The sequence below is a fragment of the Microbulbifer mixtoriginis (SeqCode) genome, assembly GCF_052467705.1.
Window position 1 is genome coordinate 1,901,740 of record NZ_CP174322.1, and the last position, 18,309, is coordinate 1,920,048.

Consider the following 18,309-nt stretch of genomic DNA (forward strand, 5'->3'; position numbering starts at 1 on the left):
TAGGTTTTGATTGCCATAACGCAAGGGATGGAGATTATGGACAGACAAACAGAGCTCGATCTTATCCAGCAATGCTGGGGACTGATACAAGATAAAACGACAACCCTGGCGGATGAGACGGCCAGCGCTGATACACGGCGATACCGCAGTAAAGAGGTGTTCGAACTTGAGATGGCGCAGATTCACCGTCGTTGGCCATGGCCTCTGGTGCATACTTCTGAACTGATTGAAGCGAATAGCCTCAAAGCGGTCGAGACGCCACTCGGCTCTTTGATTGTCAGTCGCGATGCTTCAGGCCAATGGCATGCCTTCCACAACAGCTGTCGTCATCGCGGTGCCACACTACTAGCGGAGGGAGAAAGCCGGCAGGCAAAACGCATTAATTGTCCCTATCATGCCTGGTCATATACTACAGATGGCGGGTTGGCCTCGGTTCCTGGTAAGCAGCAGTGCTTTCCTGATCTTGATAAGTCAGACAATGGCCTGCTTGAACTGCCTGTTAAAGAAAAGCATGGGTTCATTTGGCTTTGCCCTGATGGGGCTTCGGCTCCAGACTTGGATGAAGCTCTGGAGGGTGTGTCGCAGCCGCTAGCGGCCTTGCAGCTAGATCAGCTCTCTGTGTTTGCGCAACATCGCAAGGTTTGGAACACGAACTGGAAAATAGTGGCAGAAGGCGGTATTGAAACCTACCATTTTTCCTATGCCCACCGCGAGAGTATTGGCCCTTATTTTTATAACAACACTGCGGTCATCGATGTCCTGGGGCCTCATCTACGGGTGGTAATGCCGACCAAGGCTTTAGCTACGGTGGTGGAGAAACCTGTCGAACAACAATCCCTGCGAGAATGCAGTCATACTCTGTATTCATTGTTTCCTACCTCGGCCTTGCTGATTCAGCATCAGCATATTGACTGGGTGCAGTTCAGGCCCCTGGCCGTTGATAAAACGGCCATCGCTATTACCACACTGGTTCCGACTGAGTTGCGGGATACCATGCGGGATCATTGGCAGCGTAACCATGATATTACTGTAGCGGTGTTGAATGAGGACTTTGAGCTAGGAGAGGGTGTTCAATGCTCCATGAATAACGGTGCGCTGGAGCGTATCAATTACGGCAGGAACGAATGGGCCCTAAAACGGATGAATGATTTTATTGACGATCTGTTAACGGAGAAATAGTAGGGCCATATAGCGTTTCAGAGAGTGTATTGTCTGGTTTTACAGCCATAAAGGCTGGTTTTTCAGAGTATCCCTAAATAGTTGATACTGTACTGTAGCCTGAAGTGTTCCAGGTTTGGGTAATTGAGTGAGTATATTTCTTGAGAAAACGTCGTATCATTTCCGCGATACTTTTTATTATTGGACTAATCATCGCTATATGGGCTTTCTTTGCGGAGCCAAATAGTTTCAGAATCCGAGAGCAGGCGATAACGATCGGCTCCTGGCCAGAAGCCTGTAATAACAAGAAGGTGGCCATCCTTGCAGATTTACATGTGGGCTCCCGAAACCTTCCCCCGTATAAAGGGACCGATAGCCTTCGGTGGTTAGTTGATGAAGTAAATGCGAGTTTGCCTGATTTGATTTTGTTACCAGGTGATTTTGTTATTCAAGGTGTTGCAGGTGGCTCTTTTGTTTCTCCCGAAGAGGTTGCCGAGATACTGGAGGAGTTGAAAGCGCCCATGGGCGTTTTCGCAGTGTTGGGAAATCACGACTGGTGGCTTGATGCCAAGCGGGTAGAGAAGGCATTCGCTGATTGAGGGATTACGGTACTCGAAGACCGATCAGCAAAGCTGAATAGTGGCGCTTGTAAATTACGCCTGGTGGGGATCAGTGATTTTTGGGAGGGGCCGCATGATATTGCACAAGCGATGGATGGCATTGATAGTTCTGAGAGCATTTTGGCTTTCACGCACAATCCCGATATATTTCCCGAATTACCGAAGCATATCTCACTGACTATTGCTGGGCATACCCACGGAGGACAGGTTTACCTGCCATTTATTGGGCGCCCGATAGTTCCCTCTCATTACGGGCAGCGATATGCGATTGGTCACATCGATGAAGATGGTAAAAATCTGTATGTAAGCCCAGGAGTAGGGACGAGTATTTTTCCCGTGCGATTCCTGGTTCCACCGGAAGTGACTCTTTTGTCGATAACTAGTGGTTAAATATCGATTAAATACCGCCTAAAGCCTGATGGATTTAGTTATCTTATTTGGCGGGAATAGAGTCGATGCCTTGCCATACAATCGTTGCGCTGCATAAGAATTAAAGGACTGGTTAAATGATTACCGTTAAACGCAAGGTGTTGTTCGGCGATTGCGATCCCGCAGGTATTGTATATACCCCAAGATATTCCGACTTTGCTCTGGAGGCAACTCATGATGCTATGGCAGTACTCCTTGAAGGGCCAGCTATTTCTAAAATGAAACAGCTGGGTTTTATGACGCCAGTGAGAGCATTCAATCTGGAGTTTCTGACCCCCGTGACCTGGGATCAGGAGCTAGACATCCAGGTTTCTGTTTCAGATATTGGTAATCACTCTTTTAGTTTCCAGCTGGAGGCGTTTTTAGAGGGTGGGGTACTGGCTTTTACCGCTCACTCCCTTTGTCAGAACTATATAGAAGCCCCATACTGGGATAAGTACGAAATTCCTTAGCTAAATGTCCAGAAATTCCCTGAATGCGGGGTTTTTTGTTCCAGTTTGGCGAGTTGAAAATTAAGTCAGTGCATATGGCTGTGTATATATACAGCTGTATATATTGACAGTGTATGTTGGCGGGGGTTACTATACCCATAGCTGCTCTGGTTTTCATGCAGCGACCGTTCATCCTTTCTTAAGCCGGCCCCCCAGCCGGTTTTTTTATGCCTAAAATTTGAGGCTGCCAATGTCCCCAAAAAACTACTTCACAGAGCCGGAGTTCGCCTGTTGTTGTTGTGGCAAAACCATTTCAAGATGAAACGCTCAATCGCCTGATTAAAGTCAGGGAGTGCCATGGCAAGCCAATAGTCATTAATTCCGGTTGCTGCTGCCCCGCACACAACGCCCGTGTTAATGCCACCATGACTCATGCTGCCGGGCAGGCTGTCGATGTGCAGGTGGCTTTAGGAAGAGCCTGCTGGTTAATCCAAATAGCCCAACAGGAAGACTTCACAGGTATAGGGTTAAAGTAGAAGGGGGTATTCAAAGGGCGATTCCTTCACCTGGATGACCTTGAATCTATGCCAGGCGAGCGCACCAGCCTTACAGAGTGGAGTTACGATCCACTAACAGCAATTTTTGATGCAGGCACAATGGCTATTGAGCGCAGTTGGCCTGACCCGGTTAAATGTGCTGGGGAAGTACAGAAGCTGGAGGAACTCAAGCAAAGGGGCAGCTTGGTAGAGCTAAATACTCAAATTCAATTGTTTCTCGGACAGCTGGAGGTCAACAAAGCCGAAGCTCAGCATAAAAGCATATTTGTCGCTGGCTGGCGTCTCTGGATTGGATGGGTTGGGGTTTGGCTTTCGCTTATCAGTTTGTTTTATATCCATTGCTGTGTTGGGTCTGGGCCCACTACAGTGCTAAGGGTTCAATACTTACAGGGGTGACTCCACCGCTAGTGCTAGAAACTGGTGCGCCGTTCTCGATGATAGCGGCCATGCTCGGAATGGGTGCCATGCGTTCATATGATAAAACGCATGGTGTTCAGACGGACAAACTATAGATAGTAATTTTTAAGGGTTGTCAGTTAATCAAGCTTCACTTTTTGGTTTATAGTTTTCCCAGATTTCAGGGTATCTTTCCCAAGGAGGGGCTTCAGGACTGAACGCGCTATCGGAGTTAGCGGCATCTTGATACCAAAACTGTATTCGTTTCATGAAATCTGTGTCATTCCTGTTTCTATAGATAAATCTAATTTCTGCATATGTAATTACACGGTTTTTTAAACCATTACCGAAGTCATACTGATACATTGTTTTTCTTTCAAATGGAAATTTTGCTTCTACTAAACCTTCACCTTGTCCTGGTTTGGTAATTACGGCATTCCAATCCATATCATAGTCTATTGCAAAATGTATGAAGTGATGGTGTTTTACTAAGAACTCGATTCCAGCTTTACTCTTTCTTCTGAACCTTTTGTTGTCTTCAGATTCCTCCCCTGTTTGGGGTGGCTCTGTACTGGAATCATCTGATACAACACATTTATATTTCTCTTTACTACGACAGAAATTATTAAAGTCTTCATTTAAGTAATTACAATCGTGTACAGCAGTGCCGGTTAGTAATTGATCAAGCCATGCGACCGTGTTTTTGCTGGCAAAATCCTGCATGGTTCTTTGCGTTAGCTGTTGAATTAGCCTCGCTCTACTTCCCGAAAACCCATAAAAAAAGTCTCCAGAACAGTATCTTCTCCATGGTTCAGCGAATGGCATAGTGACTCTCCTTGTAAAAGCACCACTAGGTGGCATGAGTAGACTTTTATACTAACTAAATAACCTTGCTCTAACATGAACAATCTACTTGGATATCGCTTGGCTGGTTTTAAGTTTTGGACATGAATTTTTAGATTTTGGACTTTTTTTAAAGCGAGGGCTGTCGAAATATGGGTACCAAAGACCTGTAATCGAAGCCTCTTTTGCTCTCAAAGCATACCTTCTATCAATCAAATTTCGTAGAAAATTAATTCTGCTTGATAAAGCCTATGACCCAAGCAGCAGAATGTTGGCATCTTAGCAAAAGCATATCTATTACCCAAATTGCCAGCATTATCTTATTGGTGGCTGGTTTTTTCATATAGGGTTCTGATGTTGAGAAAGGGATAACCGCCAACACCCAGGCAATTCAGCATGAATCAGCTATGCACGTTCTGGGGCAAAAACACATAGTCGAGTTTAAGGGCGACATTCAAACCAGGCTCCAGCGCATTGATAGCAAGCTGGAGCGGTTGATTGAGCAGGCCACAAAGCTCAGTGAGTTGGTTTTGGCTGACAAAGAGCTAGGCGAATTCTTTGAGGCAACACAGCAAACAATCAACAATTGGAAGAATAAGCATCCCGAACTTTTTGAGTCAAAAAAAGGGTAAGAATTTAGCTGATGCCAACTTAGCGGAGAGCCTCTTTCGAACTATAGCTATGAGACCGTAAAGAACATGCAGTACAACGGCAATTCTATCATTCAGGAATATACAGAGTGCTACCCTCCAGACGCTACAGCTTGTTTAGTCTGGCCTCACAATCATTCATTGGGTGGCTCAGTTCCAGAATGGGCAGGCTGGCAAATAGTACAAGCCGATTCCTGTGAGTGTGAAACTCCCAATAGATGTAGAGGCTACAGCAGGTTTGTTACCTCACCTGCTTACCTCAGTAGAGGTATTTGTCTTGGTTGGTAGCTTGAGGGATTAAAGAAATAAGTCTTGGCGTGGCATTGAGGGTCAGCGCATATTTTACGGTCACTCTTACTTACCACAATACTCTTCAAAATCATCTGAGGTGTTTGGAAAACCAGCTTTTTCTGCCAGCTCCCATGGGCGTTCACACGCGTTTGTTTTTGCGCACCAAAGGTAGCCAGCTGAAGCTATACATCCATGCTTATCCTTATCTGAGCCTACACCAGGGCTAGGATCTCCAGAATTTTCTGATGAACATCCCATTAAAAGTAGCATCAGAGTAAAGCTAGTAAGCTGCAAATATTTCAATATAAAAATCCTCGTTAAGTTAAAAATTGAGACACTGGTTAAATGTGTGTGGAAATCTAGGGTAAAGAAGTTTCTTATGATCATCAAATGATAGTTTTGTACTATTCCAGCCAATAGTAGCAGAAGTGTATCCAGATACCATTACGTGGCTGGATAAACGGCAATCTACTTCTGTTAGAGGAATGTCTTGTGTATGACTAAGTATGCAATAGTGGTTGTATGTTCGATGAGGATGTAGGGGTTGCACTTGGCTCTTGATTTGGATGCCGAGATTGTGTTGGATACTTTCTTTTTGCCCTTTACTGGCCGGCTGGTAAGCCTATATAAAGTTTTTTTATGACATTGATTTTCAGGCTCTTTCAAACTGATTGTTGGCCAGTAGTTGAACGCTTGTTCTTCTTGGGGTTTGGTTCTTTATAAGCCTTCTTCTTAAGGTTAAATAGAATAATGATCTTTTTCTTAAGTTAGGAAGTGGAGGTTTGTTGAGATTTTTTTTATAAGTTTATGGTTTTAAATATTTAAGTACGGTATTGCAATGGTTTTCTATTTCTGATTTCGTTGATGAATACTGATTGTTTTGATTGGGTGAATCTGTAAATTATTTTGTGCTTGTAATGCCCGTTTATTGGATTCTGGTTCTAGATAATAGCCGCTGAATGGGTTGTTATATTTGTAATTTGAATTTAAAAAATTTCATATGACTTATCTTTTAAATATCATTAGAGGCTCGCCTTTTACTTAATTTTATCCAGAACTGCTAATTTCTATTCAAGCAGATTAATATCTAATTAGAGTACTTTTGTTATTTCCAATTAGTCTTCTCGGAAGCGGGTAGTGATTTGAGCAGGTTAAATCTTGCTGAAAAGTTGATTGAGAGTCATTTGATTAGTGGAAAAATGGTTCCAGGGGAGGTTTTGCAGCTCAAAATTGATCAGGTCCTCAGTGAGGATGCCACGGGTACATTGGTCATGCTAGAGCTTGAGGCTCTGGGGGCTAGATCTGTAAAAGCTGAGCTTTGTGCGCAGTATGTAGATCATAACCTTCTAAAGGCAGACCACAGAAATGGGGATGATCATGTTTTCCTGGAGAGCGCCTGTCGAAAATTTGGACTTTGGTATTCGCGCCCCGGAAACGGAATTAGTCACCCTGTACATATGTCTTGTTTTGGAATTCCTGGCAAAACAATGCTTGGAGCTGATAGTCATACCTGTGCTGCAGGTTCACTTTCCATGCTGGCAATGGGCGCAGGGGGAATTGAGATTGCTTTGGCGATGATAGGGTGTCCACTCACCTTGGTCATGCCGAAAGTTTTAGGGGTGTATTTGGAGGGTAATCTGCAGTCATGGGTAAGTGCAAAAGATATTATTTTGGAGCTTTTACGTAGATACACCGCTAGTGGCTGTTGGAATAAGATTGTTGAATATCACGGACCCGGATTAAAAAACCTAACTGCTATGGATCGGCATGTTATTGCCAATATGGGGCATGAGATGGGGGCTATAACCAGTGTTTTCCCGGCTGATGATCAGGTTAGGTTTTTTCTTCGCCAGCAGTCTAGAGAGGAAGATTTTACGGAGCTGAGCGCTGATGAAGGTGCTACTTATGATGAAGAGGCCTTTATTGATCTGTCCGAGCTCGAGCCAATGATTGCTTGCCCTTCGCGACCAGATAAGGTGGTGAAAGTTAAAGAAGTTAGCGGCAGACCAGTCTCCCAGAGCTATATTGGGTCTTCTGCAAACCCCGGATTACGTGACTTCTCTATACCGGCATTAATAGTGAGTGGTCGTCATGTGCCAGATAATATGTCTTTCGATATAAACCCCTCCTCGCGCCAAGTGTTACATGGCCTGATCCAGAGCGGTGATCTCGAGAGGTTAATAGGGGCGGGTGCTAGCTTACATGATACCGGTTGTGGCGGTTGTATTGGGATGGGGCAGGCCCCAGCGAGTGGTCATAATAGCCTCAGAACGGTACCGCGCAACTTCCCTGGCCGCTCAGGAACCAAAGAGGACCAGGTTTATTTGTGCAGCCCAGAAACCGCTACTGTAAGTGCGCTCACTGGGAAAATTACAGACCCAAGAGAAATGGATATGGAATATCCCGTTTATGAAGAGCCGGAAATATTATTGGATATGCGACCGCTGATGGGGGCCCCGCAAGAAATTCCTGTAAAAGTGGAGTTAAAAAAAGGGCCCAACATTAAAAAGCTGCCAGTTATGGAGAAGATGCTTAGCGTGATTGATGGGCCGGTTATTTTGAAAGTAGAGGATAATGTCACTACGGATGACATTATTCCCGCTGGTGCTGAGGTATTGCCAATGTGGTCAAATATCCCAGAATTGAGTCGCCACACCTTTTCCAGAATTGATAATTCCTTTTATGAGCGAGCGAGAGAAATTGAAGAGGATCTATTTCTTGTAGCGGGGCACAATTTGGGGTATGGGTCTGGACGAGAACATGCGGCAATTACTTTGCGCTATTTAGGTGTTCGTTGCGTTATCGCTAAAAGTGTTACTTTGCCCTATAGGAAAAACCTTATTGATCACGGAGTATTGATATTGACCATGGGGAATGAGAGTGACTATCAGTTTTTTGGTGAGGGGGATAGGCTTCAGTTTTTTGATCTTGCGAGTCTCACTGGTGACAATACGTATTTGGAGCTTAAGAACCTTAGCCGGAATAAAACGATATGGTTAAGGAATGACTTATCTGAGAGGGAAGTTGAGGTAATTAAGTTTGGTGGAAGGATTAACTACATCAAGGGTGTTTTGGGTGGGGTAATGGAGGGTGGTGGAATATTTTAACTGCAACTTTAGGCTTTGTTGGAGGGTTGGCTTATCAGAAACTTGTATACATATTAGAATAAACGTTTAGAAGCGTTGTTGCTTTTTCGGGTTTTTTTTGATGTTTTTACGTCTTATATGCATGGTATTGATATTTGTAATTGTTGGTTGCAATGAGGGTACATTGCAATCGCCATCCGATTTGGTGGGGCCTAAAGAAGGGGAGGCCTCAGGGGATTGTGAAAGCAATCGGCATAAGTTGTTAGTCCGCCTTTCCCTGGCTCCAGTCAGGCTGGGCGGAGGAGATGGCTGCAAGGTGGTCTCTGGTTTGTGGATGGATCCCTATAGCGGCAAGTTTATCCAACAGGCTTCCGATCTGGATGTTGAGCCAGTTGTTCCTGAGTCGTGGGCTCTTCGTCATGGCGGTAGGGGCTGGAGTAGTAATCAACGTAGGGTCTTTGCTGAAGACCCGGCCATCACCTGGTTGGTTGGCAAAGGGCATGGCCTGATCCGGAATGGCCGAGGGCCTGATGAGTGGTTACCTCCTTATCAGCCCGCTCGAACCATTTATATGCAGCAGTTCAGGGCTATTGCTAGAAAGTACAGGCTCGCTCAGTAAAAATTGAGAGGTACCCTTCATAGCAAGCCACTTTTTGCTGGCTTGCTATGAAATAATTTCTTATGTTGCGTGTGATAATTTGCAATCAAATTATATTGCTTCAAGGTTGCTTGTTTTGCTATAGAATCCCTCTCTTATTTTTAAATTTCCAATATCCCATTTACTCTCTCGGTTGGCTATTTTTTTGCTAGTAGCTGGTTGCTGTATCCGAGTGATATTACGGCTATCAATAAAAGCCCCTTTGTGGTTCTCCAAGAATTCTGACATTAATGTCAGCCTAGTGATAAGGGACACCTTCTACCTTTGGCTAAAAGGCTAGATTCTGCGATTACTTGAACTTCTAGTGCGTTGGGGATTGTGGTAGTGGTTATTGAAGGCTGCATAATTGAAGATATTCTTGGTCCGTTAGGCATCATAAATTGGTAAAGTAATTCCTTAAATCAGTTTTTAGTTAGAGGAGGGGGCATGAATAGAATTGCAGGAGTTTCGGCCATAGGTATGGGGCTAATCTATATCGCTGCTTTTATATTTTTTGGTTTATTTTGGGCTTTCCCGTCCGCCGGAAGCCCTGCTGAAAAGATGAGGTTTTTGCAGGAAAGCCAATTACTTTTTAATATTGTATACACATTGATGTATTTAGTCTTTGCTGTTTTGTTGGGGTGTTTGGTAGTAGGTTTATATGAAGAGTTAAAAAATAAAAATGCTGGACCCACCATTTTGGCGTCGCTGTTTGGGGCAATCTGGGTGGGATTGGTGATTGCTAGCGGTATGATTGCCAATATTGGGCTTGCCTATGCCATTGGATTGATGGAGCTCAGTCCGGATAAGGCCTTTGAAGCTTGGGGTGTGATTTACCTGATGGTTGAAAGCCTGGGGGGTGGCAATGAGTTGGTGGGTGGCCTCTGGGTACTCATAATAAGTTCAGTCGCTTTGCGAGCGGGAGTGTTTTCAAGATACCTGAATCTAGTTGGCCTGCTCGTTGGTACTGCAGGTGTTGCCACTATTTATCCAGAGGAAATTTTTAAGGAAATATTTGGCGTAAGTCAGATCGTCTGGTTTATCTGGATTGGAATTTCCCTACTTGGGAAAGAGCAAGAGGGAAATGATTGGGAGGGAGCAGAGATAGTTAATAGGTAGCTGAGAGATCAAGAGAATTTTCCGACGGTTTTTTGAATGGCACGCCAAAAAATGAAAAAAGCGTCTATCCTTTCATTGGGTCAGGTAGTCTTTCACGAGGTGCCTTGGCTAGTGTTTCCGCTGTCATGGAGCTGGAGTGAGGCCTGTAAGGTAGTAACTCGCTATATTGCGCACAGCCCAAAGTGACCAGTCGGTGTCGGCTTGGTCTGCTCCTGGGAAGCGAGCGGATTGCATATTACCTGCTGTCAATTCACGGGGTAATGCCCCTGAAAACCTTGGAGATTTTATTGTGAAAAGCACGCATTACATCCTTCCCTTGGTAATTGCCAGTCTTGCTGCTTCTGCTGCCCTGGCAGACAAACACCCCAAGAAGCCAGCAAAGGACTGGACCTGTGCCGACTTCCTGGCTATTGACGATGAATTTAAGCCAAAGGCGGTGTACTGGGCTTCAGCTTACTCAAAGCGTGGTAAGGAAGAGGGTGACATGTTGGATATCGATGGCACTGAAAAGGTGACACCGATGATTATTACGGCTTGTACCAAGGCGCCGAAGGAGTCTTTTTGGGCCAAGTTTAAGGATGAATGGCATAAAATGGGGCGTCATCACGGCAAGGACAAGTCTGATAATAAGATGATGAATATGCAGGGTGGTAGCGGTACTAATAATACAGGTACCAGCCCGAATGGCACTACGAATCCAGGCACAACCCCCAATGGCACTAATGATGGCAGCGGTAACAATAATATGCAGAAGCAAAAGCAGAAACAGTAGCGCCTATCAGCTAACTAAGGTGATACAAGCCCGGCTCAGCCCGGGCTCTGCTTGTTTGGGAGAGGGGCTTGGGGAGGCCTCTAAGAAGCGTGCTGTTTTAAGGAGGAGCTGCTATTGTTGCCCGATAGTGCGTAACAAAGGGAGTTGAGTTATGACGAAGACGGCGAGGGAAGAGGCGAAGCGAGGCAGGAATATAAACCGCTCTGCTAGGATGTTTTGGGGTGGCCTTCTTCTGGCGGGGCTTTTTCTGGCGCTTTTTATGCATTCAGCTAAAGCACTGGTTTCATAAGCTGACAGAAGTGCTGAAGTAAAGCTGATGCGTTGCGGGGGAGTGATTAATGGCGCCCCCGGGTGGACTCGAACCACCAGTCCGGACTTAGGAGGTCCGTGGTTTATCCTGTTAACCGACGGGGGCAGATCGCAGTTGGTTGCGAAGGGCGGCCATTCTATCTGCTACGAGGACAAATGTCATGTCGTGTTTATCTTCTATGTCTATCTGAGAGTGTCCCCTTACTTTTCCAGAAACCGCTAAAAATTTGAACCTTGTCACTTGAAGTAACATGATAGCGACAGGGTTACTGCACTTCCCGCCGTATCTCTTCTCTTTCACTTTCGGCAATTCTTGGTAATTTTCTCAACTTATCTTGTTAGCTTTGTAACATTTAATGGGTTAATTCGCGGATGATTTTGCATGACGGAATTTTAAAATATTCTGAAGTAAACCTGTCATAGTTGTCTTGTAAATTTCTGCTTGACCAGGATTGTTTGGCATCGCTAATCTGCCAATGCACCGTAAAGTGCGATAAGGATGTTTCTGCTTTCACGGATCAAGATTATGGAGTTTCGTATGGGTGTTAACGTAAACGAAAAGCACATGGTTTTTGATGATGTGGATATTCCACAAATTGCAAATGAAGTACTAAGGCAAGCTACATCTCAGCCGCCACGGGATGCTCGTCGCATGGTTGAGGATAAACTGGAGGAAAGACGCTTAAGTCGGGAATTAATGGATTACGACTTTGATGCCTAGTTAAAAAATAATTAACCAATAGTCTTAGGATAGTGCGGTGTCTGCCGGGTTGATGTAGGAGATATAAGAGCGTTAACAGGGTTCACCGCACAATTAAATTTTTCGCCTTTGTACTCTTCCTTGTTAATGCTTGGTTTGCATTAGTACCAGCTAATCGAAGCCAGCTAGATCTACGTAATAAGTATCTCGCCTATTATCTTTCGTCTATTTCAATTGATAAAAATCAAGCGGCCAACAACCTGTCATTGAGCTTTACGCTGAGGGTTTTTGGTACTTTTAAACCATCTCTGGTCCTGATTTCTAAAATGGGAATTAATTTTTGGATTGGGTAGGAAGGGGGTGCCGGCCATAGGCCAGAACCCTCTGTGAAACATGAATGGTCAGAACAATTTACATTTGTGTAACCGTATCTTCCTTGTCTTCTTTTTTCTTGCCGCCAAACCAGCCCATCAGCTGCTTGAGTTTGTAAGAAAACTTTCCTCGCTTGGCTTTGCGTTCTTTATCGGCAGCGCTTACCAGCCAGGCAACTTGAATAACCAGGCGCTGTCCCTCAAAGGGGAGGTGGCCATGGAAGGAATTCTCGGCGCGCTTAAAAGCAGCAAGTGTTCCGTAAGAAGGGGGAACTTCTGGGGCGACGGTATCTTCGAAGTCGTCAATGCGCTTTAGAAAGCGTAAGCAGCCGTTGCCATCCAGCGTCCACTCAGGATTGAGGTAGAGTAAGGCTGTGGCAATTTTCGATTTGCCATCGGTGTGAATTCTGCCGTGACGCTTTTTCAGGGTGCGGCTGATAGATACATAGGTTGGATACTGGGAGAGTTTTTCTATTCCTAGATTATTCCCGATCGTATCGGCGAATTCTGGATGGGTAAATTCCTCAATCAGGGTATTGATGGAATCTCCACATTCATGCTTCTCGTAGGGGAGGTAACCGGCCCCCTTTAGGTGTGGAAAGTCCTTCAGGAAGGAGGGCATCATCTCCTTGGTTAAAACATCACGGGCAACAAAAAATGGGAAGGGTTGGCGATTGAGAAGGATATCGTCACCGCTTATGGCGCTGGTATCGAGCCAGCGACGGGTATCCACAGCAAGGCTAGTCATTATTGTGCGTCCTTACAGGCTGGTCCGGTGCCTCTATTCAGCACCGGGTTACATCAAAAGTTTCTGTTGATGTTGACTGCTGAGTCTCCCTCGAATCCCTATGAGGGTGGTACTGGGTACCAACTCACAACCCTCAGGAAAATATCAGAGCTTGGATGCGGGGCCAATACTGGCGTATAAAAACCCGCTGAATTCCTAAAGATTCTTGTTTGAGATCAAGTTAATGAGGTCAGGGGTGTTGAATATCATGCAATTAGCACAAGTGCCGGTATAATGCCGTTCAGATTTTCGTCAGAGCGGTTTTATCCAAGCAATGTCTGTGACCCCCAAGTCCCCAGCTGTATTGCAAGTGCGCGATCTCGCCTGTGAGCGAGATGGCCGGCGCTTGTTTGAGGGTCTTGATTTCTCGCTGGATGCCGGCGGGGCAATCCAGATCAAGGGAAGTAATGGTGCCGGTAAGACCACACTGTTACGTACCTTGATCGGCAGCACCAGTGATTTCAATGGGGAGATTCTCTGGCGCAATAGCCCCTTTCCCAAAGGACTGCGCGCTATGCGTGAGTCCCTTTTGTATATCGGCCACCGCGGTGGGGTTCGGGGAGGTCTTACTCCTCTGGAAAACCTTACTTGGTATGGGGCTACAGAGACTTCGGCGATGGAGGCTCTGGACAGGGTTGATCTATTCGGCTTTGAGGGTGCTCTTTGCAGCAGCTTATCGGCGGGCCAGAACCGCCGAGTGGCGCTGGCGCGACTCTTTCTTCCCCTGTCGCCCTGCCTGTGGATTCTTGATGAGCCTCTGACCGCTCTGGATGTCGCTGGTGTTGCGGCATTGGAAAAACAAATGGCTGACCATCTTGCATGTGGCGGCTCTCTCCTTCTGACCTCCCACCAGCCTCTCAACCTGCCTGGCTTGGACTTTGTCGATTTGTCTGATTATGCAGTTGAGGAATCTTTTAACGAAATGGGGGGAGAGCATGTCTTTAACTGATGTCCAACAACAGTCTGTTGGAGCACGCGCTACCCCAGGTTTTGTGGCGCTCTTTAAAATTGAAATGCTCCTGGCACTGCGCAAGCGAGCAGATATTGCCAACCCACTATTATTTTTTGTAACGGTTCTCGCTCTCTTACCATTGGGAGTGGGACCAGAGCCCGAACTGTTGGCGAAAATGGCGCCGGGAATGATTTGGGTGATGGCGCTGCTTGCCACCATGCTCTCTCAAGAGAGTTTGTTCCGTGGGGACTTTGAAGATGGCACTTTGGAGCAGTTAGCACTGTTGCCTCAGCCCCTGTATTTTGCCGTATTGGCTAAATCCCTGGTGCACTGGGTCGCAACGGGCCTGCCACTGGCATTTTTATCTCCGCTCCTGGCGTTGATGTTGAATTTGCCCTCTGAAGGGTATTTGTGTTTGTTTGTGTCGCTGTTTTTGGGGACCGCGAGCCTCAGTCTGATCGGCGCTATAGGTGCGGCGCTCACTGTGGCTCTGCGCCGCCCCGGGTTGTTGCTGGCGTTAATTGTTATGCCACTCTATGTGCCCGTGCTAATCTTCGGCACCGGCGCGGTGCAGGCGGCAATAGATGGCTATGCCTACAGCGCGCAGCTGGCGATTCTGGCCGCACTGTTGGCTGCTGCCGCAGCCCTGGCACCACTGGCGGCAGCGGGAGCAATACGTATCAGCCTGGATAATTGATTCGGAGGTCTTCTTGGCTTGGCAATGGTTTCACCGTTTGGGTTCACCGCGTTGGTTCTATCAAAAAACCACTGGGTGGTTGCCCTGGCTGGCATTGGCCAGCGTTGTTTTGTTGGTGACGGGTTCGGTATGGGGCCTGGGGTTTGCCCCTGAGGATGCCAAGCAGGGCAATAGCTACCGTATTATCTTTATCCATGTGCCGGCGGCCTTCCTGGCCCTGGCGGGCTATTACATTATGGCGATCAGCGGCGCCATAGGCCTTATCTGGAAGATGAAACTCTCCTTTGCGGTGATGCGCGCAGCGGCTCCAATTGGCGCGGTACTCACCTTTATATCCCTTTTTACTGGCGCGGTCTGGGGAAAGCCCACCTGGGGCACCTACTGGGTTTGGGATGCCAGGATTACCTCGATGTTGATCCTGCTGTTTCTTTATATCGGTGTGATGGCGCTGTCCCAAGCGGTTAGTCGCGAGCAGGTGGCGGACAAGGCCAGTGCGCTATTAGCCCTGGTCGGGACGGTGAATATCCCAATTATTTACAAATCGGTAGACTGGTGGTTCACCCTCCATCAGCCGGCAACTATCCGCCTGACAGAATCCAGCAGTATCGATCCCAGTATGTTTTACCCGCTGCTGGTAATGATTATCGGTTTCTATTGTACCTATGCCTGGACCCTGCTTATGCATACTCGCGCGTTGATCCTACGCCGCGAGATGAAAACCCAATGGGTACAGCAGGAATTAGCTGGGGAGAAGTAAAGTGCAGTTTCAATTTGCCAATTTTGCAGACTTTCTGGCGATGGATGGCCACGGCATTTATGTGTGGATTTCCTTTGCTGTTACTTTTGCGGCCCTCGCAGCCTTAGCCCTCTACCCGCAGTTGGCGCGGCGGCGTTTACAGCGGGAGTTGCTTAATCAGCAGCGCATTGCGCAGCGCCGGCGCAAGGCTAGGGCGCAGCAGGCAGATATGGAAGAGCCAGCCTAGCTGGTAATCGATAGGGTTTTTCGCCCGGTGGCTACTGCGGCCGGGCAGATAAGATCAAAAACTTATGGAGTTCACCTAAACAATGCATCCCGTACGCAAGCAACGTCTGATCCTGGTACTTGTTCTGGTCGCGCTTTCCAGTGCCGCCGTAGGTTTTGTCACCTATGCGATGCGAGAAAATATGGATTATTTCTATGCTCCCAGCGCATTTGCCGCAGGTGAGGTGCCTTTTGAGAAGCGCATCCGCGCCGGTGGTTGTGTCGTACCGGGCAGTGTTCAACGCGCGGAAGACAGCCTGGATGTTCAATTTGTTATTACCGATGGTGAGGCGGAATTGGCGGTCGTGTTTGATAAGATTCTGCCGGACCTATTTGCAGAAGGTGAAGCTGCAGTGATTAGCGGGCAGCTGATGCCCAGTGGCGTCTTGCGTGCCGATCAGGTATTAGCCAAGCACGATGAAAACTACACGCCTCCTGAAGTTGCGGAAAGCATGGTTTCCCACGAAGGCTGCACCGATGGAGCGAAAATATGATCCCTGAACTGGGCCATTTTGCGCTAGTAGTCGGCTTGCTGCTGTCTCTTGCGCTTTCGATATTGCCAATAGCTGGCAGTTATAGTGCGCGTCCCCTGTGGATGGAAGCCGCCAGGCCACTGGCCCTGGGCGTCTTTGCGTTTGTTTTTATCGCTTATGTCTGCCTGACGGTCGCTTTTATCCAGAGCGACTTCACCGTTAACTATGTAGCGCAGAACTCCAACAGTATTCTCCCGATTTACTATAAGGTCACCGCGGTATGGGGTGGTCACGAGGGCTCTATTCTGCTGTGGCTGTTGATCCAGGCAGGCTGGGCTGCGGCTGTGGCGCTATTTGGCCGCCAGTTGCCGCCGGAGCTGTTAGCGCGAGTGCTCTCAGTGCTGGGTGTGGTACTGATCGGCTTTTTCCTCTTTATTATATTGACGTCTAATCCCTTCGATCGCACTTTGCCATTCCCGCCGATGGAGGGCTCCGACCTGAATCCGCTGCTGCAGGATCCAGGGATGATTTTCCATCCGCCTCTATTGTATATGGGCTACGTGGGATTCTCTGTCGCCTTCGCTTTCGCCATTGCTGCGCTCTTGGGCGGGCATTTGGATGCGGTTTGGGCTCGTTGGGCCAGACCTTGGACGGTAGTCGCTTGGGCTTTCCTCACTCTTGGAATCGCTCTGGGTAGTTGGTGGGCCTATTACGAATTGGGCTGGGGCGGTTGGTGGTTCTGGGACCCCGTGGAGAATGCCTCGCTGATGCCCTGGTTGGTGGGCACCGCACTAATGCACTCATTGGCAGTCACGGAAAAGCGCGGCTTGTTTAAAAGCTGGACTATTCTGCTGGCAATTTTTGCATTCAGTTTAAGCTTGCTGGGTACCTTCCTGGTGCGCTCCGGGGTGATTACTTCTGTGCATGCTTTCGCCACTGACCCGTTGCGCGGTAGCTTTATCCTCGGATTCCTGGCGGTGGTTGTGGGGATCTCACTGCTGTTGTTTGCGCTGCGCGCGCCAGCAGTGAGTGCTCGCAGTGTATTTTCCTTCCGCTCATTGGAGACCTTCCTGCTCGGTAACAATATCCTGCTGATCTTGATTATGGCGGTGGTGCTGACTGGCACTTTATATCCGCTGGTGGCAGATGCCTTGAACCTGGGCAAAATCAGTGTTGGTCCTCCCTTCTTCAACCTGTTCTTTGTGCCCCTGATGGTGGTGCTTTGCCTGCTGCTGGGGATGGGGGTGCGTGCGAACTGGAAAGACAGCCGCTGGGACAAGCTTTTCAGCGCCTGGCGCCTGCCATTCCTGGCAGCCCTGGTGGTGGCTCTGGTTTGGCCTCTGGCCTTTGACCATTACCACTGGGGTGCGGTACTCGGCCTCTTTATTGGTGCCTGGGTATTTTGCGCGAGTCTTGCAGATATCGTTTCCAAAACCCGCAATGCCAAATCTTTTGTCGCCGGCCTTAAGCGTCAGCGCGCCAGTTACTACGGGATGCATCTTGCCCATGTAGGCTTGGCGGTGGCAGTGCTGGGGGTAGTGTTAACGACCGTATACAGCGTGGAAGAAGATTTGCGTATGGGTGCTGGCGATAGCCATCAGGTGGCTGGCTACGACTTTGATTTCGGTGGAGTACGCCTGGCACAAGGCCCAAATTACCGTGCTTTCGAGGGCGTGATCCACGTTAGCAAGAATGGCAAACCGGTTGCAGAGTTATACCCGCAGAAGCGCAATTATTTCTCTGGCGGCAACACGATGACCGAAGCGGCAATTGATACTGGCTTATTCCGTGATATTTACGTTGCCCTCGGCGAGCCATTGGACCGCAGTAATCCCAGTGGGGATTGGGCCGTGCGCCTGCAGTACAAGGCCTTTGTGGTGTGGATTTGGTTGGGTGCCTTGCTAATGGCTATTGGTGGTGGCATTGCCGTGGCGGATAAGCGTTACCGCAAAGCTAAGGCGGCGCGCGAGGCATCTCTCAGCGGTAATTTGGCGGCGGCCTAAGTTTCGG

Annotated in this window: 21 protein-coding genes and 1 tRNA gene; 18 read left to right on the top strand and 4 right to left on the bottom strand. The window is 47.7% G+C overall.

Translation table 11 applies throughout. The features are described from left to right. Nucleotides 1–36: 36 nt before the first annotated feature. From ACJJIB_RS08490 to ACJJIB_RS08515, 6 genes are all read left to right on the top strand, one after another. Nucleotides 37–1,179, top strand: coding sequence for an aromatic ring-hydroxylating oxygenase subunit alpha (locus tag ACJJIB_RS08490; protein WP_444885480.1), 1,143 nt, complete (start codon nucleotides 37–39; stop codon nucleotides 1,177–1,179). Between the two features lie 140 nt (nucleotides 1,180–1,319). After that, nucleotides 1,320–1,757 (top strand): metallophosphoesterase, encoded by a 438-nt coding sequence (locus ACJJIB_RS08495; RefSeq protein WP_444888557.1) that lies wholly within the window; start codon nucleotides 1,320–1,322, stop codon nucleotides 1,755–1,757. Nucleotides 1,758–1,898: 141 nt separating this feature from the next. Continuing rightward, nucleotides 1,899–2,168 (top strand): hypothetical protein, encoded by a 270-nt coding sequence (locus ACJJIB_RS08500; protein WP_444888558.1) that lies wholly within the window; start codon nucleotides 1,899–1,901, stop codon nucleotides 2,166–2,168. Between the two features lie 116 nt (nucleotides 2,169–2,284). Further along, nucleotides 2,285–2,659: an acyl-CoA thioesterase gene (locus ACJJIB_RS08505; protein WP_444888559.1), complete on the top strand. Its 375-nt coding sequence runs from the start codon at nucleotides 2,285–2,287 to the stop codon at nucleotides 2,657–2,659. 278 nt (nucleotides 2,660–2,937) lie between these two features. Then, nucleotides 2,938–3,174, top strand: a complete 237-nt coding sequence (locus ACJJIB_RS08510) for a D-Ala-D-Ala carboxypeptidase family metallohydrolase (protein ID WP_444888560.1) — start codon at nucleotides 2,938–2,940, stop codon at nucleotides 3,172–3,174. Between the two features lie 48 nt (nucleotides 3,175–3,222). After that, entirely contained in the window at nucleotides 3,223–3,591 is a 369-nt protein-coding gene (locus ACJJIB_RS08515) for a 3TM-type holin (RefSeq protein ID WP_444888561.1), read from the top strand. Between the two features lie 144 nt (nucleotides 3,592–3,735). Here ACJJIB_RS08515 and ACJJIB_RS08520 read toward each other — a convergent pair whose 3' ends face one another. Further along, nucleotides 3,736–4,416, bottom strand: a complete 681-nt coding sequence (locus ACJJIB_RS08520) for a hypothetical protein (protein WP_444888562.1) — start codon at nucleotides 4,414–4,416, stop codon at nucleotides 3,736–3,738. Nucleotides 4,417–4,841: 425 nt separating this feature from the next. On the opposite strand from ACJJIB_RS08520, the gene ACJJIB_RS08525 reads away from it, so the two are divergent. Beyond that, on the top strand, nucleotides 4,842–5,066 hold the full coding sequence (locus tag ACJJIB_RS08525; RefSeq protein WP_444888563.1) for a hypothetical protein: 225 nt from the start codon (nucleotides 4,842–4,844) through the stop codon (nucleotides 5,064–5,066). A 372-nt stretch (nucleotides 5,067–5,438) separates the two neighbouring features. On the opposite strand, the gene ACJJIB_RS08530 is transcribed toward ACJJIB_RS08525, so the two are convergent. Continuing rightward, entirely contained in the window at nucleotides 5,439–5,678 is a 240-nt protein-coding gene (locus tag ACJJIB_RS08530; protein WP_444888564.1) for a hypothetical protein, read from the bottom strand. An 839-nt stretch (nucleotides 5,679–6,517) separates the two neighbouring features. On the opposite strand from ACJJIB_RS08530, the gene ACJJIB_RS08535 reads away from it, so the two are divergent. The 4 genes from ACJJIB_RS08535 (at nucleotide 6,518) to hdeA (ending at nucleotide 10,989) form a co-directional block, all read left to right on the top strand. Then, complete coding sequence (locus ACJJIB_RS08535) at nucleotides 6,518–8,482, top strand: aconitate hydratase (RefSeq protein WP_444888565.1); 1,965 nt, start codon at nucleotides 6,518–6,520, stop codon at nucleotides 8,480–8,482. 163 nt (nucleotides 8,483–8,645) lie between these two features. Continuing rightward, nucleotides 8,646–9,080 (top strand): HNH endonuclease, encoded by a 435-nt coding sequence (locus tag ACJJIB_RS08540; RefSeq protein WP_444888566.1) that lies wholly within the window; start codon nucleotides 8,646–8,648, stop codon nucleotides 9,078–9,080. A gap of 465 nt (nucleotides 9,081–9,545) precedes the next feature. After that, complete coding sequence (locus ACJJIB_RS08545) at nucleotides 9,546–10,217, top strand: hypothetical protein (protein WP_444888567.1); 672 nt, start codon at nucleotides 9,546–9,548, stop codon at nucleotides 10,215–10,217. A gap of 289 nt (nucleotides 10,218–10,506) precedes the next feature. Beyond that, the gene (gene hdeA / locus ACJJIB_RS08550; RefSeq protein ID WP_444885469.1) at nucleotides 10,507–10,989 is read left to right on the top strand and encodes an acid-activated periplasmic chaperone HdeA; all 483 of its coding nucleotides are present in this window, start codon (nucleotides 10,507–10,509) and stop codon (nucleotides 10,987–10,989) included. Between the two features lie 339 nt (nucleotides 10,990–11,328). Here hdeA and ACJJIB_RS08555 read toward each other — a convergent pair. Then, nucleotides 11,329–11,404, bottom strand: a tRNA-Arg gene (locus tag ACJJIB_RS08555). 432 nt (nucleotides 11,405–11,836) lie between these two features. Here ACJJIB_RS08555 and ACJJIB_RS08560 point away from each other — a divergent pair. After that, nucleotides 11,837–12,019, top strand: coding sequence for a PA3496 family putative envelope integrity protein (locus tag ACJJIB_RS08560; RefSeq protein ID WP_252085312.1), 183 nt, complete (start codon nucleotides 11,837–11,839; stop codon nucleotides 12,017–12,019). Between the two features lie 390 nt (nucleotides 12,020–12,409). Here the strand turns inward: ACJJIB_RS08560 and ACJJIB_RS08565 are convergent, their stop codons facing one another. Continuing rightward, nucleotides 12,410–13,117, bottom strand: a complete 708-nt coding sequence (locus ACJJIB_RS08565) for a 2OG-Fe(II) oxygenase (RefSeq protein WP_444885468.1) — start codon at nucleotides 13,115–13,117, stop codon at nucleotides 12,410–12,412. Nucleotides 13,118–13,430: 313 nt separating this feature from the next. Between ACJJIB_RS08565 and ccmA the strand changes: the two genes are divergently transcribed. The 6 genes from ccmA to ACJJIB_RS08595 all read left to right on the top strand — a co-directional run bounded on the left by ccmA (nucleotide 13,431) and on the right by ACJJIB_RS08595 (nucleotide 18,302). Beyond that, on the top strand, nucleotides 13,431–14,105 hold the full coding sequence (gene ccmA, locus ACJJIB_RS08570; RefSeq protein ID WP_444888568.1) for a cytochrome c biogenesis heme-transporting ATPase CcmA: 675 nt from the start codon (nucleotides 13,431–13,433) through the stop codon (nucleotides 14,103–14,105). After that, nucleotides 14,092–14,805, top strand: a complete 714-nt coding sequence (gene ccmB, locus ACJJIB_RS08575; protein ID WP_444888569.1) for a heme exporter protein CcmB — start codon at nucleotides 14,092–14,094, stop codon at nucleotides 14,803–14,805. The genes ccmA and ccmB overlap by 14 nt, the downstream gene beginning before the upstream one ends. A gap of 13 nt (nucleotides 14,806–14,818) precedes the next feature. Continuing rightward, nucleotides 14,819–15,562 (top strand): heme ABC transporter permease, encoded by a 744-nt coding sequence (locus ACJJIB_RS08580; protein ID WP_444885919.1) that lies wholly within the window; start codon nucleotides 14,819–14,821, stop codon nucleotides 15,560–15,562. 1 nt (nucleotide 15,563) lies between these two features. After that, complete coding sequence (gene ccmD, locus ACJJIB_RS08585) at nucleotides 15,564–15,788, top strand: heme exporter protein CcmD (RefSeq protein ID WP_444888570.1); 225 nt, start codon at nucleotides 15,564–15,566, stop codon at nucleotides 15,786–15,788. Nucleotides 15,789–15,870: 82 nt separating this feature from the next. Continuing rightward, nucleotides 15,871–16,320, top strand: coding sequence for a cytochrome c maturation protein CcmE (ccmE, locus tag ACJJIB_RS08590; protein ID WP_252085318.1), 450 nt, complete (start codon nucleotides 15,871–15,873; stop codon nucleotides 16,318–16,320). Next, on the top strand, nucleotides 16,317–18,302 hold the full coding sequence (locus ACJJIB_RS08595) for a heme lyase CcmF/NrfE family subunit (protein WP_444888571.1): 1,986 nt from the start codon (nucleotides 16,317–16,319) through the stop codon (nucleotides 18,300–18,302). The genes ccmE and ACJJIB_RS08595 overlap by 4 nt, the downstream gene beginning before the upstream one ends. Nucleotides 18,303–18,309 lie beyond the last annotated feature (7 nt).

Bases quoted from the DNA above. Each gene is read 5' to 3' on its own strand.
- ACJJIB_RS08490 (WP_444885480.1), top strand. From the start codon at position 37: ATGGACAGACAAACAGAGCTCGATCTTATCCAGCAATGCTGGGGACTG.
- ACJJIB_RS08505 (WP_444888559.1), top strand. From the start codon at position 2,285: ATGATTACCGTTAAACGCAAGGTGTTGTTCGGCGATTGCGATCCCGCA.
- ACJJIB_RS08515 (WP_444888561.1), top strand. From the start codon at position 3,223: ATGCCAGGCGAGCGCACCAGCCTTACAGAGTGGAGTTACGATCCACTA.
- ACJJIB_RS08520 (WP_444888562.1), bottom strand. From the start codon at position 4,416: ATGCCATTCGCTGAACCATGGAGAAGATACTGTTCTGGAGACTTTTTT.
- ACJJIB_RS08525 (WP_444888563.1), top strand. From the start codon at position 4,842: ATGCACGTTCTGGGGCAAAAACACATAGTCGAGTTTAAGGGCGACATT.
- ACJJIB_RS08545 (WP_444888567.1), top strand. From the start codon at position 9,546: ATGAATAGAATTGCAGGAGTTTCGGCCATAGGTATGGGGCTAATCTAT.
- ACJJIB_RS08560 (WP_252085312.1), top strand. From the start codon at position 11,837: ATGGGTGTTAACGTAAACGAAAAGCACATGGTTTTTGATGATGTGGAT.
- ACJJIB_RS08565 (WP_444885468.1), bottom strand. From the start codon at position 13,117: ATGACTAGCCTTGCTGTGGATACCCGTCGCTGGCTCGATACCAGCGCC.
- ccmA (WP_444888568.1), top strand. From the start codon at position 13,431: ATGTCTGTGACCCCCAAGTCCCCAGCTGTATTGCAAGTGCGCGATCTC.
- ccmB (WP_444888569.1), top strand. From the start codon at position 14,092: ATGTCTTTAACTGATGTCCAACAACAGTCTGTTGGAGCACGCGCTACC.
- ccmE (WP_252085318.1), top strand. From the start codon at position 15,871: ATGCATCCCGTACGCAAGCAACGTCTGATCCTGGTACTTGTTCTGGTC.
- ACJJIB_RS08595 (WP_444888571.1), top strand. From the start codon at position 16,317: ATGATCCCTGAACTGGGCCATTTTGCGCTAGTAGTCGGCTTGCTGCTG.